The 16,176-nt window shown below is 43.2% G+C and carries 13 protein-coding genes and 1 pseudogene; 12 read left to right on the top strand and 2 right to left on the bottom strand.

Going from position 1 to position 16,176, the window contains the following annotated elements:
- Positions 1-11 precede the first annotated feature (11 nt).
- The 11 genes and pseudogenes from whiA to DEF30_RS09810 all read left to right on the top strand — a co-directional run bounded on the left by whiA (position 12) and on the right by DEF30_RS09810 (position 14,670).
- Positions 12-962 (top strand): DNA-binding protein WhiA, encoded by a 951-nt coding sequence (whiA, locus tag DEF30_RS09860; RefSeq protein ID WP_294098909.1) that lies wholly within the window; start codon positions 12-14, stop codon positions 960-962.
- Positions 962-2,260: a DRTGG domain-containing protein gene (locus DEF30_RS09855; protein WP_074912615.1), complete on the top strand. Its 1,299-nt coding sequence runs from the start codon at positions 962-964 to the stop codon at positions 2,258-2,260. The genes whiA and DEF30_RS09855 overlap by 1 nt, the downstream gene beginning before the upstream one ends.
- A 47-nt stretch (positions 2,261-2,307) precedes the next feature.
- Positions 2,308-2,598 carry a Dabb family protein gene (locus DEF30_RS09850; protein WP_294098808.1) on the top strand — a complete coding sequence of 97 codons (291 nt, stop codon included), beginning with the start codon at positions 2,308-2,310 and terminating at the stop codon, positions 2,596-2,598.
- Positions 2,599-2,637: 39 nt separating this feature from the next.
- Positions 2,638-6,210: a DNA polymerase III subunit alpha gene (locus DEF30_RS09845; RefSeq protein ID WP_294098806.1), complete on the top strand. Its 3,573-nt coding sequence runs from the start codon at positions 2,638-2,640 to the stop codon at positions 6,208-6,210.
- A gap of 154 nt (positions 6,211-6,364) precedes the next feature.
- The gene (gene pfkA / locus DEF30_RS09840) at positions 6,365-7,321 is read left to right on the top strand and encodes a 6-phosphofructokinase (protein WP_294098805.1); all 957 of its coding nucleotides are present in this window, start codon (positions 6,365-6,367) and stop codon (positions 7,319-7,321) included.
- A 20-nt stretch (positions 7,322-7,341) separates the two neighbouring features.
- On the top strand, positions 7,342-9,114 hold the full coding sequence (gene pyk, locus DEF30_RS09835) for a pyruvate kinase (RefSeq protein WP_294098803.1): 1,773 nt from the start codon (positions 7,342-7,344) through the stop codon (positions 9,112-9,114).
- Positions 9,115-9,448: 334 nt separating this feature from the next.
- Positions 9,449-10,813: a 23S rRNA (uracil(1939)-C(5))-methyltransferase RlmD gene (rlmD, locus tag DEF30_RS09830; protein WP_294098801.1), complete on the top strand. Its 1,365-nt coding sequence runs from the start codon at positions 9,449-9,451 to the stop codon at positions 10,811-10,813.
- 304 nt (positions 10,814-11,117) lie between these two features.
- Positions 11,118-11,648, top strand: coding sequence for an SMI1/KNR4 family protein (locus DEF30_RS09825; RefSeq protein WP_294098800.1), 531 nt, complete (start codon positions 11,118-11,120; stop codon positions 11,646-11,648).
- Between the two features lie 100 nt (positions 11,649-11,748).
- Positions 11,749-12,327, top strand: coding sequence for a recombinase family protein (locus tag DEF30_RS09820; protein ID WP_294098799.1), 579 nt, complete (start codon positions 11,749-11,751; stop codon positions 12,325-12,327).
- Positions 12,328-12,339: 12 nt separating this feature from the next.
- A pseudogene (locus tag DEF30_RS09815) lies at positions 12,340-12,672 on the top strand (recombinase family protein); the annotation flags it as partial.
- A gap of 492 nt (positions 12,673-13,164) precedes the next feature.
- A complete protein-coding gene (locus DEF30_RS09810; RefSeq protein WP_294098797.1) occupies positions 13,165-14,670 on the top strand; it encodes a hypothetical protein in 1,506 nt (501 codons plus the stop codon).
- 78 nt (positions 14,671-14,748) lie between these two features.
- On the opposite strand, the gene DEF30_RS09805 is transcribed toward DEF30_RS09810, so the two are convergent.
- Positions 14,749-14,967 carry a hypothetical protein gene (locus DEF30_RS09805; RefSeq protein WP_294098795.1) on the bottom strand — a complete coding sequence of 73 codons (219 nt, stop codon included), beginning with the start codon at positions 14,965-14,967 and terminating at the stop codon, positions 14,749-14,751.
- A 131-nt stretch (positions 14,968-15,098) separates the two neighbouring features.
- Here DEF30_RS09805 and istA point away from each other — a divergent pair, with 131 nt between their 5' ends.
- Complete coding sequence (istA, locus tag DEF30_RS09800) at positions 15,099-15,794, top strand: IS21 family transposase (protein WP_294098793.1); 696 nt, start codon at positions 15,099-15,101, stop codon at positions 15,792-15,794.
- 91 nt (positions 15,795-15,885) lie between these two features.
- On the opposite strand, the gene DEF30_RS09795 is transcribed toward istA, so the two are convergent.
- Complete coding sequence (locus DEF30_RS09795; protein ID WP_294098907.1) at positions 15,886-16,146, bottom strand: transposase domain-containing protein; 261 nt, start codon at positions 16,144-16,146, stop codon at positions 15,886-15,888.
- Between the last annotated feature and the right edge of the window lie 30 nt (positions 16,147-16,176).

The raw sequence follows: 16,176 nt of genomic DNA, 5'->3' as shown, positions 1-16,176 counted from the left end.
TGGTGAGCTATATGTCTTTTTCCTCTACAGTGAAAAATGAAATCACGAAAAATACAGAAATTACAAGGGCAGAAATCATTGCTCTTTTATCCGCCATCATGCGTCTATCCGGAACCCTGGCCTTTGGGTCTGCGAAGCTGTCGTTTAAAATCACTACGGAGAACCCCTCCACAGCGAGGTTTATTTTTAAGCTTCTCAAGGACCATTTGAAAATTCATGGAAGGCTTCTCGTGAAAAAATCCGGATCTCTCAAGAAAAACAATGTCTATGTGATTGTCATCTCCGAGGATATGGGCCTTCGGGAACTTCTTCTGGAGACAGGAATACTGAAGGAAGAGGAAGGCGCTGTGGGGCTGAACTACTCCATCAGTCCCAATCTGGTGCATACGGATGCGCTGAAGAAAGCCTATATCAAAGGCTCCTTTCTGGGATCTGGCAGTGTGTCAAATCCGGAGAAAGCCTATCATCTGGAGTTTGTGGTGAACTCTCTGGAACTTGCAGAAGAGCTGAAAGAGCTGATTAATTCCTATGGGCTGACTTCAAAGGTCATCGCCCGAAAGAACTCCCACATTGTCTACCTGAAAGAGGGAGAACAGATCGTGGATATTCTTTCCATCATCGGTGCCTACAATAGTCTTTTTGAGTTCGAAAATGTCCGCATTGTCAAAGATATGAGGAACAATGTGAACCGACTGGTGAACTGCGAGACAGCAAACCTTTCAAAGACCGTTAATGCAGCGGTTCGGCAAGTGGAATCCATTAAGCTCATCGAAAAGGAGATTGGTCTGAAAAGACTCTCAAAGCCCCTGCGTGATATTGCAGAGCTGCGGCTTGAATATCCAGATGAGTCATTGAAGGAGCTTGGAGAAATGCTCGATCCGCCGGTTGGGAAATCCGGAGTGAACCATAGATTGAGAAAAATAGAAAAGATTGCAGATGAACTGAGAAAGGGAGGACTCTAATGGCGAAGATCGACCGTATCATGGAACATATTAAAGAAATGCAGCTGGGCACAAAACTCTCTGTCAGAACCCTGGCAAAAGACCGGGGAGTCAGTGATGCCACGGCTTATAAAGCCATTAAGCTCATGGAGGAGGAAGGGTATCTGGAAACCCTTCCCCGAACAGGAACCATCCGTGTGGAGAGTGAAAAAGAGAAAAAGATCGAATCCATCACCTACAATGAGATCATCCGTATAGTAGATGGAGAGCTTCTTGGTGGCAGAGATGGCATTGAAAAGACCATCTACAGGTTCAACATCGGAGCCATGACCATGGAAGCCATGAAAAAGTATCTCACAGTTGGTGGCCTTCTCATTGTGGGCAACCGGGATGAAGTGCATAGCCTTGCCCTCAACATGGGGGTTGGTGTGCTCATCACCGGTGGCTTCAAAGCTTCGGAGAAGAATGTGGCCCTGGCGGACAGGCTGAAGATTCCAATCATCTCCTGTTCCTATGACACATTCACCACAGCATCCATGATCAATCGTGGCATCTCAGAAAATCTCATCAAACAGACCATTCCCTATGTGAAAGACATCATCCAGAAGGAAACCTATCATCTGACAGTGCGGGACACCATCCATGACTATATCAGGCTGTCTGAGCGTTCTGGCCATGAAAAGTTTCCGGTGGTGGATGAGAAAATGGTGGTCCAGGGCATTATCACCCCCAAGGAAACCCTTGGCAGAGAAGACAGTGACCGGGTGGGAGAGGTGCTCCGCAAGGTGAATCTTTCTGTAACGCCCAAGACCACGGTATCCTATGTGGCACACATCATGGACTGGGAAAATCTTCCGCTGTGTCCTGTGACTGAAGATGGAGTCCTTGTGGGCGTCATTACGAGAACGGACATCCTGAAAGCTCTTCAGGAGCGTCATATGAAGCCCATGGAAACAGATACCATGGAGGATAAGATCATCCGGCACTTGACGGTGGAAAAAAGAGAAGGGAAGTTCTACTACAGTGGCGTGGTGACGGCAGAGTTTCTGGATCCCTTGGGTAATGCTTCCAGAGGACTCCTTTCCATGCTCATGTCAAAGACTGCCATCTCCCATCTTCAGAACCAGTACTACAGCTGCAGCCTGGATAAATGCGCTACGGACTTTTATGAAGTGCTGGGCATTGATGCGAAGTTCACCATGGAGATCAACATCATCAAGACATCTAAGCTCCACTCTAAAGTGGATGTGAATCTGAAATCAAGAGACAAGCTCATTGCCACATCCAGACTCAGTATTTTGCATACGCTGGATGAGTAAGAACGAAGGTGTAAAGAAAGCACATGGAGTAAATAGGGGGAAATCATATGTTTTATCATGTTGTGATGTTCAAGTTAAAAGAAAACTCTAAAGAGAATATGGAAAAGGCAAAGGGGCTGCTTCAGGCCATGGAGGGAAACATCCCCCAGCTGAAGCATCTGGTGGTAGGTCAAGATGAGTTGTTCACGGGAAGAAGCTACGACATCTGCCTCATTTCAGGTTTTGACTCCAAAGAAGCCATGGATGAGTATCAGGTGCATCCGTACCATGTGGATGAGGTGCTGGCGCACTTAAGACCCATGCTTGAAGATTCCAAAGCCTGTGACTTCAGCGCATAGGAACCTCTATTTGTCTTTGGTATAGAAAGGACTGAATTTATGGATAAACCATTTGCCCATCTTCACCTTCATACAGAATACAGTCTTCTGGATGGCTCGGCGAAGATCAGCGGAATCATCAGCCGTGTGAAAGAACTGGGCATGAAGCATGTGGCCATTACGGACCATGGCTCCATGTACGGCTGTGTGGATTTTTACAAAGAAGCAAAAAAAGCAGGCATCAAGCCCATCATCGGCTGTGAAATCTATGTGGCTGCGAAAGATATGAACATCAAGAACCAGGATCCGGAGAATACGACCCACCATCTTGTTCTTCTCGTAAAGAACGAGAGGGGCTATGAGAATCTCATGAAGATTGTGTCGGAAGCCTCCTTGTCTGGGTTTTACTATAAACCAAGGGTAGACCACGCTTTTCTGGAGAAGCATTCAGAAGGGCTTATTTGTCTTTCTGCTTGTCTCGGTGGCGAAGTGCAGGAGTTTTTCAATCTGGGGATGCCGGATAGAGCCAAGGAAGCCGCGAAGTTCTATCATGGACTGTTCGGGGAGGATTATTATCTGGAGCTTCAAGACCATGGACTGGAGGAGCAGAGAAAGGTCAATAAGCTGAACATCGCTTTGGCCAAAGAACTTGGGATCCCTCTTGTCTGCACCAATGATGTTCATTACCTGAAGAAAGAAGATGCCAGAGCCCATGACATTCTTCTTTGCATACAGACAGGAAAAACAGTGGAGGAAGAGAACCGTATGCGGTATCCTTCCGATGAGTTCTATCTGAAGTCCTATGAGGAAATGGAAGATCTCTTTTCCCATGTACCGGAAGCTCTGGAGAATACGGTGAAAATTGCGGAGATGTGCAGCTTTGACTATGAGTTCCACGTGTCGAAGCTGCCAAAGTTCCCGCTGCCAGAAGGAGCGGACCCTTACACCTATCTCACAGAAAGGACCTACGAAGGGATGGTGGAGAAGTATGATGCCTTCTCAGCCTATCGGGGTAAGCCTATTCATGTGGAAGAGCTGAGAGGTCTGGTGGAGAAAGAGCAGAAGGAGATCATCACAAGAATAGATTATGAGCTGAAGATCATGAATGATATGGGATATGTGGATTATTTCCTCATCGTATGGGACTTCATCAAGTTCGCCAATGACCATGGCATAGCCACTGGCGCCGGCAGAGGAAGCGCTGCGGGGTCTTGTGTGTCCTATTGCCTCAACATCACGAAGATTGACCCCATCAAGTATCAGCTGCTTTTCGAGCGTTTTCTCAATCCGGAAAGAATCTCCATGCCGGATATCGATTCGGACTTTTGCTACGAAAGGCGAGGTGAAGTCATTGACTATGTGGTAGGAAAATATGGAGCAGACAATGTGGCTCAGATCATCACCTTTGGTACCATGGCTGCAAGAGCTTGTATCCGGGATGTGGGCAGAGCCATGAACTACCCCTATGGGGAAGTGGATCAGATCGCCAAGATGATTCCAACGGTTCTGGGCATTACTTTAGAAGGAGCCATTGAGATGAATCCGGAACTGAAACGCGCCTATGAAAGTGATGGGCGTGTCATGGAGCTTCTAGACATCGCAAAGAAGCTGGAAGGTCTTTCAAGACACGCCTCCACCCATGCGGCAGGAGTTGTGATTTCTGAAAAGCCGCTGGTGAATTATGTTCCGCTTCAGAAAAATGAGGAGTCCATTGTAACGCAGTTCACCATGAACACCTTGGAAGAACTTGGACTTTTGAAAATGGACTTCCTGGGTCTTCGTACTCTCACCGTCATGCGGGATACCGTGGATATGGTGAAAGACAATAGAGGCGTGGACATTGATATCGACAACCTGCCTCTTCAGGACCCTGAGGTCTATAAGATGATTGGAGAAGGAAAAACCGTGGGGGTTTTCCAGCTGGAGTCTGCGGGCATGACAAGCTTCATGAAGGAGCTGAAACCAGACTCTTTAGAAGACATCATCGCGGGCATTTCTCTATACCGTCCAGGACCTATGGCGGAGATTCCAAGATACATCGAAAATAAGAACCATCCGGAAAAAGTCACCTATCTTTGTCCAGAACTGGAGCCTATTCTTTCAGTCACTTACGGAGTTATAATTTACCAGGAGCAAGTGATGCAAATTGTGCGGGACCTTGCAGGATACTCTCTGGGAAGGTCTGATCTTGTAAGGCGAGCCATGAGCAAGAAGAAGCATGATGTCATGGAAGAAGAGCGAAAGAACTTTATTTATGGACTGGATGATGAAAATGGAAATGTCATTGTGCCTGGCTGTGTTCGAAATGGAATCTCTGAGCAGGTAGCCAACACCATCTTCAACCAGATGATGGATTTTGCAAGCTATGCCTTCAATAAAGCGCATGCGGCAGCCTATGCGGTCATCGGTTATCAGACGGCCTATCTCATGCGGTATTACCCTGCTGAGTTTACAGCAGCTATGCTGAACTCCTTCCTGGGCAATGCGGATAAATGCTACGCTTATCTTAGATTTGCCAAAGGTTTGGGCATTGAAGTGGATGCTCCAGACGTCAACTTGTCTGAATGGAAATACAAGGTAAAGGATGGGAAGATTGTCTTTGGCCTCGGCGCCATCAAGGGTGTCGGTAAGCAGATGGTGGAGTCCCTGGTGGAAAACAGAAGATCCGGCGGCGTATATAAGACACTGATGGATTTTCTCGAGAGAAACACCAATGGAAGTCTTAATAAACGAGCAGTGGAAGCGCTGATCCGTGCGGGGGTTTTTGATGGACTCGATGGAAACAGAGCGCAGATGCTGGCGGTTTATGAGAAGATCATGGACAGCTTCACGCAGAAAAACAGAAAAAATATTGAAGGTCAGGTCTCTTTGTTTGGAGATCTTCTGGAAGAGGAGGAAATGATGACCATTTCCTATCCAAACCTTAAGGAGTTCAGGCATAAGGACCTGCTGTTCATGGAAAAGGAAATGACAGGGATGTACCTCTCGGGTCATCCGTTGGATGAGTATGAGGACAGGCTGGCAAGAAGTGTCAGCCACAAAGTGTCGGATATCCTCACGGAGGATCACAGCATCCTGGATGATGTCCGGGATGAAGCCTCTATGTTTGCGGATGCGGTTCTTCATGAGAAAGATCTGAAAGACGGTGACCGGGTGATTCTTGGGGGACTCATGAGAAACATCACGAGGAAAATCACAAGAAACTCTTCTATGATGGCCTTTCTGATGCTGGAGGATCTGTCTGGTGTCATCGAGTGCATTGTGTTTCCGAAAGCCTACGAAAAAGTAGTTTCAGAGCTGAAAGAAGACCGTATTGTGCTGATCCGGGGTAGAGTTTCCATTAAAGAGGAAGAGAATACAAAGATCATTGTGGAGTCCATCGGAAACCTGGAGGAGAAAAAGAAAAAGCTCTACCTGAGGTTTAAGGATATGGAAGAAGCAAGACTGATGGTGAAGACTTTACGAACGGTGTTTAAAACCTTCCATGGAGAAATGCCAGTCCATGTGGTTTCTTCCAAGACCAGAGAAGTGATGCAGCTGTCCAGGGATCTGTGGGTGGATGAATGGTCCCCCATTGTAAAGATGCTGGAGGAAAAACTTGGAGAGGATAATGTCAAAGTGGTTGAATCTTAGGAAAAGTCCAGACGGTGGTATCATGGAGATATTAACTTTTTCTCGCGGCAGAGCATCATCTTGAAATCATTTCATTTTAGAGATACAATAAGATGGGCTAAATTTTAATGGACGGAAGAGAACCTCTTCTGCCTCTTTAGGAGGGTATATAAAAATGAAGAAAATTGGGATACTGACCAGCGGTGGCGACGCGCCAGGAATGAATGCGGCCATCCGAGCTGTTGTACGTACTGCTCTTGTGAACAATATAGAAGTCATGGGGATTTACAAAGGATACTTAGGGCTCCATGAGGGAGAAATCCTTCCTATGGACAGAAGTTCTGTGTCTGATATCATCCAGAAGGGTGGAACCATCCTGAAAACTGCCAGATTCCCTGAGTTTGCGGATCCTAAGGTTCGCGAAAAGGCTGCGCAGGTGCTGAGAGTGTATGGCATAGAAGGGCTTGTGGTCATTGGTGGAGATGGATCCTTCATGGGGGCGAAGGGATTATCCGATCTTGGCATCAAAACCATAGGGATTCCTGGAACCATCGATAATGACATGGCTTATACGGACCGTACCATTGGATTTGACACTGCCCAGAATACTGTCATTGATGCCATCAATAAAATCCGTGATACCTCTTCCTCCCATCAGAGAGTCTCTGTGGTGGAAGTTATGGGAAGAAACTGTGGAGATCTTGCACTATATGCAGGAATTGCCGGTGGAGCCACCACCATTCTGGTTCCGGAAAAGAAATACAGCAAAGATGAAATCATCAAAACCGTCATGGACGGAAAAAGACACAAGAAGCACCACAACCTGGTGGTCATTGCTGAAGGTGTCGGAAATTCTGAAGAGATTGCAAAAGAGATTGAAGATGTGTCAGGTATAGAGACAAGAACTACCGTACTGGGCCATATTCAGAGAGGCGGCATGCCTACAGCCTATGACAGAATTCTTGCTACCCGTATGGGACACCGTGCGGTGGAGCTTCTGATAGAAGGTAAATCCGCAAGAGTCATCGGAACTGTAAAAGGAGATATTGTAGATTATGATATCCATGAAGCGCTGAGCATGACAAGACCTTTTAATGAAAAACTCTATCAGATTGCCATGGACCTTGTATAAGAAAAAATAGGAGGATGAACATGCGTAAAACGAAAATTATCTGTACCATTGGACCCACATCAGAAAGTGAGGAAACCATCCGGGAGCTGATTCAGGCGGGTATGAATGTTTCCAGACATAACTTTTCCCATGATACCCACGCGAATCACCGCATGAAAATGGAAAGAGTAAGAAAGATTGCTGAGGAGCAGGGGAAGACTGTGGCCATTCTTCTTGATACCAAGGGTCCTGAAATCAGAACCCACGATTTCAAAGATGCTCCAGTTCAATTGGAAGAAGGAAATTTCATTGAAATCCATACCAAGGAAGAGATTCTTGGGGATGCCACAAAGTTTTCTCTGACCTACAATAAGCTTGCGGAAGATGTGGAAGTGGGATCCAGAATCCTCATCGATGACGGTCTTATCGCATTAGAAGTCGTTTCCGTAGATCTTGTTTCAGGCGTGATCAAAGCAAAAATCCTGAACTCTGGTACAGTGTCCAACCATAAGGGGATCAATCTTCCTGGGATCAAGACGCAGCTTCCTGCGCTCACCGAGAAGGATCTCGAAGATTTGGCCTTTGGCGTGGAGATGGGTGTAGATATCGTTGCAGCATCGTTTATCCGTAAAGCAGACGACGTCCTTGCCATAAGAAAAGTGCTCAGAAATCTTGGAGCGGATGATATTTTCCTGATGTCCAAGATTGAGAACCAGGAAGGCGTAGACAACGTTGAAGAAATTGTGAAGTACTCTGACGGCGTCATGGTTGCCCGTGGAGATATGGGCGTGGAGATTCCCTTGGAGCAGGTGCCTGGAATCCAGAAGAAAATCATTGAACTGTGCAACTTGGCTGGAAAGCCTGTAGTCACAGCAACTCAGATGCTGGAGTCTATGGTCCGTTTCCCAAGACCAACAAGAGCTGAAGTTTCAGACGTGGCCAATGCAATCTTAGATGGCACCGACTGTATCATGCTTTCAGGAGAAACAGCCAATGGCAAGTATCCTGTAGAAGCAGTAAGGACCATGGTGAAGATTTCGGAAGACGTGGAAGGACGCATCAAGCACGATAAGGTGCTGTCCAAGCTCATGATGAGCCATGCTTCTTCTGTGCCCATGGCCATTTCCCTTGCCAGTGTGACTACAGCTTATGAGCTGGGGGCATCTGCCATCATCTCAGCGACGGTATCAGGAAGCACAGCGAAAAACGTGTCTAGATTCAGACCGGAGTGTCCGATTCTTGCCATCACACCAAGCAAGAATGTGGCAAGAAAGCTCTCTGTTTACTGGGGCGTGTACCCTATTGTTGCAGAGCTTTATGAATCCACAGACGAAATGATTGACAGCACTGCTGAGATCGCTAAGAGAAAAGGTTTCGTGAAGGATGGAGAACTTGTGGTCATCACTGCGGGTCTTCCGATAAACTTTGTAGGATCCACCAATATGATCAAGGTTCATCTCATTGGAGATGTGCTGCTGCAAGGAAAGAGGACCCATGAGACCAAGCAGGTGGTCAGTGGTGTCATCAAGAAAGCCATTAATTTCAAGATGGCCGATGAGAAGATTTCTGATGGAGATATTCTTGTGGTGAATGCTCTTACAGACGATTACCTCAATATCATCCATAAGACTGCAGGAGTCATAGTAGAAACCAATCAGGTGACCCCTGAAATCTCTGTGGAAGCCATGAAACATGACATTCCAGTCATCGCAGAAGCATTGGAGGCTATGTCTGTTCTGACTGAAGGCACTCTTGTGACCATCGATGGAAAGAGAAGTCTTGTGATCAATGGTAGAACAGTACTGAAGTCATAGAATTTAAGATATCCATGAGAGGAGCCTTCGGGCTCCTTTTTGTTGGGTTGTAAAATTAACAATTTATACATATTCTTGAAACGTGTTGAGAATCAATTAGTTTGGGTGTTCTCTGGTTATGATTTATAAAATTTAATAAAAAGTTTACAGTTTAGACTTTATAAATTTACATTTAGGCAAAAAACTGATGATATAGTAGTACATGTAAAAAATTGAATTATTGGCAACTGATTCAAAAACTTCAGCACCCTTTGAATGGGTGCATTTTTTTTGTGGTTCGGTAGCTTTATAGATTATAATGAGAGAAAGAATGAGAATGATGGGGTAGGTATACATGAAGAAGAATGATGAAATAAAGCTGGTCATATCGGGGCAGGGTCATACAGGGGAAGGCATTGGAAAAGTAGAAGGATATCCGCTGTTTGTGGAGTTTGCACTGCCTGGGGAAGAGATCCATGCTAAGGTGCTGAAGACCAATAAGTCTTACGGATTTGCGAAGATGATGGAAGTGGAGAAGGCGAGCAGCCACCGGGTGGAACCGCCCTGTCCCTATTATTACAGATGCGGAGGCTGTCATCTCATGCACTGCGATTATGAAGGACAGCTGGACTTTAAGAAAACCAGGGTCAAAGATTCCCTGGAACGGATCGGCAAGATCTCCCATGTGACGGTGGAGGATACACTGGGTATGGACACACCGTTCCGCTACAGGAATAAAGTTCAGATTCCTCTTGGCAGAGTGGATGGGGAATTTGTGGCAGGGTTTTACGCGAAAAGATCCCATAGAATCGTGGATATTGAAGCCTGCATCGTTCAGCACCAGGAAGCAGACGAAGTACTTTCTGTGCTTCGAACTTGGGCGGAGGCTTATGATGTTTCCACCTACCATCAGGATCTGGGGGTGAATCCTCAGGGAATTCTTAGACATCTTATGGTCAGAAAGGGATTCAGTACAGGAGATCTTATGGTGGTGCTGGTGGTTACAAGTAAGGATGTGCCACATCTGGATGTGCTTCTTACAAAACTGAAAGAACTTCCTGGGTTCCAATCACTGATTCTTAACGTGAATCGTGAAGATACCAATGTGGTTCTTGGTGGACAGAATCATCTGGTCTATGGAAAAGAGTTCATAGAAGACTACATCGGACCTTTTAAGTTTAAGATTTCTCCTCATTCATTTTTCCAGGTGAATCCAAAGCAGACGGAAGTGATGTATGGAAAGGCACTGGAATATGCAAACCTTTCTGGCAGTGAGACTGTCTTTGACTGCTACTGTGGTGCGGGAACCATTTCTCTTTTCCTTTCGCAGAAGGCAAAGAAAGTGTATGGTATTGAGATTGTACCGGAAGCTGTAGCTGACGCCATGGTAAATGCAAAGATCAATGGAGTTGAGAATGTAGAGTTCCTTCTTGGGAAATCAGAAGAGGTTATCGTAGACCTTATGGAGAGAGGGATTCATGCAGATGTGGTTGTTGTGGATCCTCCAAGAAAGGGATGTGACGGTTCTCTTCTTGAATCCATAGCGAAGATCCATCCTGAAAAGATTGTCTACGTTTCTTGTGACCCTGGTTCTCTTGGAAGAGATCTAGGTATACTGGAAACACTTGGGTATAGAACAGAGAAAGTGACTCCCATTGATAACTTTCCTCAGTCCTATCACGTTGAGACGGTAGTATTGATGTCAAGGGTAAAAGAGTAGGGACTTGTAAGGCCCAGTATATAAGCCATTCGTGTGTTTTGAGTTTGAAATCGGAGCATGAAAAAAATGATATTTTTTGCTTCGTGGAAACATATCGAAACAAGGCTTAAACCCTGTGACAGAGCGATTTAGATGTCAGTGGTTGGCGAGAAGTCAGGTTAGATGTCAGGGGTTTACAAGTGGTCGATTTAGATGTTTTATGAAAAAATCGAGGTTGTGTGGTCAGGTTGGATATTAGGGTTAAAAGGTTGAAGAATAGGATAACCAACATGACTGAAATATGCTAATATGTTTATTAGCCATAATGGTAAATGAAAAATTAATCAACGATAATAGGGAGATCAAACAGTTCGACAAGTTTGAATTTATCGAGCAGTGTAAATGTAAAGTTATTGATATAAAAGGGGATAGTTATATGATGGATTGGCACGTGATATATAGAGAATTGACAAGTAAACATAATTACATCAAGCCAAATCCCCCAGCCACAGAAAAGCAGATTTCTGATGTTGAAAAATCATTGGGCTGTAAATTGCCTAATGACTTAAAGGAACTGCTGCTAGATATGAACGGGGATAATTGGCTTATTTTTTCTACGGAGCAAATCACAGAAATAAATTTATCTGCAAGAAAACTTGATTGTTTTATGCCTCTTGACTGCTTATTATTTTTTGGAGGCAATGGCTGCGGCGATTATTATGGCTACCCGATAACATCTCAAGATGGAGTACGAAATGATAATGTGTTTATGTGGGATCACGAATATGATAATCGCATATGGAAAGCAAACAACTTAGAAGATGCAATAAAAAAATACTACAATGATGAAATATAGCATAGTATCTGTCATTTCCTATTCGATTTATTGTGAAGAAAATGGTCCATAACAGCAAAAAAGTAAAATTCAGTTTGTCTATTGACCAGGAGGTGTTGTCGTGGCTGATAATAAAACAATACATTTCATACCACCATTACCTCCAAAGCGGGAAAAGCGAGTAGGCATTTATTGTCGTGTGAGTACAAACAGTGCGGAACAGCTGAAAAGCCTCGCCGCTCAAGTATCAGCGCTAACAAGATTAACGGCAGCTAATCCCAAATGGTTATTAGTAGATGTGTACATTGATATTGCTTCAAGCAAGACAGGTTCATCTCGAAAAGAGTTTACCCGTATGCTGCAGGATTGTAAGTCACATGATATAGAAATTATTCTAACCAAGAGCATCAGCAGATTTGGCCGAGATACAGTAGAAGTTCTTGATGCGTTGAACCAGCTAAGGATTCTTGGTGTTCGTGTTATATTTGAACAGGAAGTGCTTGATACAGCAGATACAGATAACGACCTTATGATTTCAATTATAGAGTCAATTGCTCAGGCAGAGAATGAATCACGCAGCGATAATATCAAGTGGGGTATCAAACAACGCGCTGCACAAGGTACTTCAAAGCTATATAATAGAAAATGTTATGGGTATTACAATGAAGCAGACGGAAATTTGGCTATTGATGATGAGTAAGCCAAAAATGTCCGAATGATATTTAATCTCTATCTTCAGGGTAAGAGCGTTTTAGGTATTGTAAAAGAACTGGAACGGTTGGGGATCAAGTCCCCTATCGGAAAGGCTACATGGCCGAAGAGAACAATTGACGTAATGCTCAGTAATGAAAAGTATATAGGCAATGTGCGGTTGTTGGATAATAGAAAGCACGATTCATACTATCGGGCAGAGAATAACAACCCGGCTATAATATCTAAGGAAACATTCCAAGCGGTGCAGCATGAAAAACAACATCGTAGTAATGTGATAAAAGGTGAAGATACAAGCCAGCGGAAAAGCAAAAAATACAGTTCAAAGAAGTAAGAATCGAAAATAGCCTAATTGAGAATCATTTGGCGAGAGGACAGGATGGATATCAAACCAGCATAAACATTGCATTTTTACTGTATTTTTGAAAAGTGTGAAATAGCCTAAAAAATTCACGTCGAAACGGTAGTATTGATGTCAAGAAAATAGAAAAGTGTACTCTGGAAGGCTTGATATAAGCCTTTCAGGGTTTTTAGAGATAAACTTTTTAGTTAGAAAAACGATGATTTTTGCTCTGCGGGAATTAGTCCAAGAGGGGGTTAAAGCCCCGTACAGAGCGGATTAGATGTCAGAGGGTCCGTACAGAGCAGAATAGATGTTTTTGTTAACTGTAAGTGTTGAGAAAGCAGGTTGAATGTTTTATTGATCGAGCATATCGTATTCATTGTGTATCATGAAGCTATTGTGATCCTGAATATAATAGAAAACGGCTTACACAATAAGAAGAGGAATATATTTTCAACAAATCGTATGAAGTGAGGTGATAGTGTGAAAGGCTTATCATATAAAAAAGTATTCTCAAAATACTCAGTATCACTTTCTAGTAATCTCTCTCGTGTTGCCTATTCCTCGTATAAGAAAGTTCGTATTGGGGTATCAAAAAAGTTTCCATTGAAAGAATATGAAAGGAATAGTTTTGAGGACCATAGATTTAGAGACGACACCTCTACTGATATGCCACTAGGATTTAACTTCTCAACACAAGAAAATGAGGATGGATATTTAAATATAGAATATATTGATTTCTATGATTACTTACCTAAAGAAGATTTGGATATATTTAAAAAATCCATAAGAAAATTTGTTTCAAAAAATAAGCCCGCTCCATTTGGACCTTATCGTACCGTTGAAGATCTTGATAGAATTGATAACATGGGTAGATATGTTGATTTTGGGTCATTTTACAACCTTTATGTTGTTAAACTGATACGAAATGAATATCTCGAAAAATTCTCATCGCAGGTTGCTGTATCACTGATGAATTTATCCGCATCGTTTTTAGTAGTTAAATATCGTTTCTACATAACAGGCAACTTTAACGAGAAAGTTAATGAAATTTGCAAAAGAAAACATTTATCCTACACAGATGTCTCTAGACAGTTCAATATTCCTTGGTACAAACCTCAGAAATTTGGGAGGGTTAAGTATACAGGGGATGATGCAAGATATAAAGAGCTCTATACTCTTGTTTCTACACTGAAATGGAAAGCTTTTTCAGAATTGAAGCGCTATTTTAGAGTTTATTTTGAGTATAATCAACTGTTTCCACCCACTTTTGATACATACTCAACTAATATTAGGCCGAGCAGTTCAAGAGAAACTAGAGAATTTTGGTATAGTGTAATGCTTGGGTTTCACACGGATTATGCCCCAAAATATAATGCTTGTGTATGTTGGGATTATGAATGCAGTCAATATGAAGGTAAAAGACTTTCCGCGTATTGTGGAGGAAACTATACTAATACAGATCATCTGCCGGAAATAGCAAAGCATGATATTTCAGACATCTATGCAAATTACTTGACTGCTAGCAGCATGAGAAGAATTGCTGAAAGGGACATTGCTATTTGCAATAGAAGAATCAGTAAGGCTATTCGTAGAGCAAAAACATCTCAAGTTTTAAAAGTACGTGTGAGTGTCGAAAAAAAGTTATATTATAGTTATAGATTTATTAGTGAATTTACCGGTGATACGATTGATCATGATGATGGAATGGAGTTCAGAAGTAGTTTTATTAAAGATGGTTCTACTACTTCAAGTTGTCTGAAAGGCATTGCAAAGAATACTGCAGAGACTAAAAAGCAGATTGATAATCTTCTAAAGATTTTAGATGATGCCGCAGAGTATGGCAGTACAAAGTCAAATTTAAGCCTTCAATGGTTCATGATGGTTGTCACTGTTTTATCACTGATTGTAGCCATTGCGGCAATATTTGATCTTGAGCTATCTGATCTAAAAACTTTATGGAATGTTTTTTCTGATTTTATGAGATGAGTAAGATTAAGATATTATCTTTTATAGGAACTTATAACAAGGCACCCTACATTAACTTTGTAGAGTGCCTTGCTTTCTTTATTCTTCTATATGAACTGTCAGTCCAGATTTGAACTCTACTGTGAACGTGTCCTCGTGGATAGTGACCTTTTCAATCAGCCTCCTTACCAGTGCCTCATCATATTCGGTAATTGAGGTGTGCTGCTCCTTGAGGAATGTACTCATCTCAACGATCCGGTTCTTGATTTCATCCTTGCAAGCACTGTCCACTTGAACTTTTTGCTTTTCTTCTCTCAATGAGTAGATCTCTATTGATTTACACTGAATATTGACCCCCTTTTGACGTTGAAAGTTGACCCCCTCACAAGATGATAATATCCTTAGAATGTTGCTATTAGCATCCTAAGGAAGACAAGCAGGTGAAAGACATGCAAGATTGGTATGCAGTGAAAAGAATGTACGATAAGGGGGTATCCAAGAAACAGATCGCAAGAGAACTGAAAATGTCAAAGAATACGGTCAAAAGACTATTGTCACTGGAGAGCGAGCCCGTCTACCGACGGGAGCGAAGCCCAACTAAAGTGGAAGACTGCAAGGATATCATCAGACTCTGGTATCTTGACGGAGAATACAATTTTATTGGAACGAGGATATTCAACGAGCTGGTAAAAATGGGTTACACGGAGACGATCAATCCTGTGTACCGATACCTTAGAACACTGGATTCAGAGAAGAGGCAGATCAGTAAAAAAGCTACTGTAAGATTTGAGACTCTCGCAGGTGATCAGGCCCAGTTTGACTGGGCGGAATACTGGGTATATGTCGGTGGTAAGAAAATAAAGATTTATTGTTTCACCATGGTCTTAAGCTACTCCCGTACAAAAGCAGCAATCTGTTCCAAGGAAGTTAATGGATTGTGTATCTATGAAGCTATTCAGGACCTCTTCAAAGAGCTTGGAGGAGTGACTAGGGAGTTGGTCATCGATAGTCCTAAAGCACTGGTTGTTAAACATACTAAAGGGGAAGAAGTGGAATATAACTCAAATGCGCTGAAGTTATTTATGCATCTGAAAACTGCTCCTAACGCATGTGAGCCCTTTCGTCCCAGGACCAAAGGAAAGTAAGCGGACAATAAAGTACCGTATAGAAACCTCAGTACTCTAATGCGATAATTAGAGTAAAAGAAAGCGGCCTCTCGGCCGCGCGTTACGTTCATCATGAGCAAGTTTTTCGTATTTTATCATTCCATGGCATTATCAGTGCAAGATCGGTTTCAGTAGGTTCTTTCATCCGAGGCAGTTCTTCAAGTAGCTTCTGCAAATACTTATGGGGATTCAATCCATTGGCTTTCGCTGTTTCCACGATACTGTAAACAGCGGCGCTTGATGCTGCACCTTTAGGGCTTCCTGAGAACAACCAATTTTTCCTTCCTACAGTAAATGGACGAATACTGTTTTCCGCAGTATTATTGGAGATCTGGCAGCGCTATTTGTCAATATAGTTGTC

The organism is Proteiniclasticum sp., from assembly GCF_003514505.1.
In the GTDB taxonomy this organism is placed as follows: Bacteria; Bacillota; Clostridia; order Clostridiales; family Clostridiaceae; genus Proteiniclasticum.
This window is presented reverse-complemented; position numbering and strand designations above follow the sequence as displayed.

Bases quoted from the DNA above. Each gene is read 5' to 3' on its own strand.
- DEF30_RS09850 (WP_294098808.1), top strand. From the start codon at position 2,308: ATGTTTTATCATGTTGTGATGTTCAAGTTAAAAGAAAACTCTAAAGAG.
- pyk (WP_294098803.1), top strand. From the start codon at position 7,342: ATGCGTAAAACGAAAATTATCTGTACCATTGGACCCACATCAGAAAGT.
- DEF30_RS09825 (WP_294098800.1), top strand. From the start codon at position 11,118: ATGGTAAATGAAAAATTAATCAACGATAATAGGGAGATCAAACAGTTC.
- DEF30_RS09845 (WP_294098806.1), top strand. From the start codon at position 2,638: ATGGATAAACCATTTGCCCATCTTCACCTTCATACAGAATACAGTCTT.
- rlmD (WP_294098801.1), top strand. From the start codon at position 9,449: ATGAAGAAGAATGATGAAATAAAGCTGGTCATATCGGGGCAGGGTCAT.
- whiA (WP_294098909.1), top strand. From the start codon at position 12: ATGTCTTTTTCCTCTACAGTGAAAAATGAAATCACGAAAAATACAGAA.
- istA (WP_294098793.1), top strand. From the start codon at position 15,099: ATGCAAGATTGGTATGCAGTGAAAAGAATGTACGATAAGGGGGTATCC.
- DEF30_RS09855 (WP_074912615.1), top strand. From the start codon at position 962: ATGGCGAAGATCGACCGTATCATGGAACATATTAAAGAAATGCAGCTG.
- pfkA (WP_294098805.1), top strand. From the start codon at position 6,365: ATGAAGAAAATTGGGATACTGACCAGCGGTGGCGACGCGCCAGGAATG.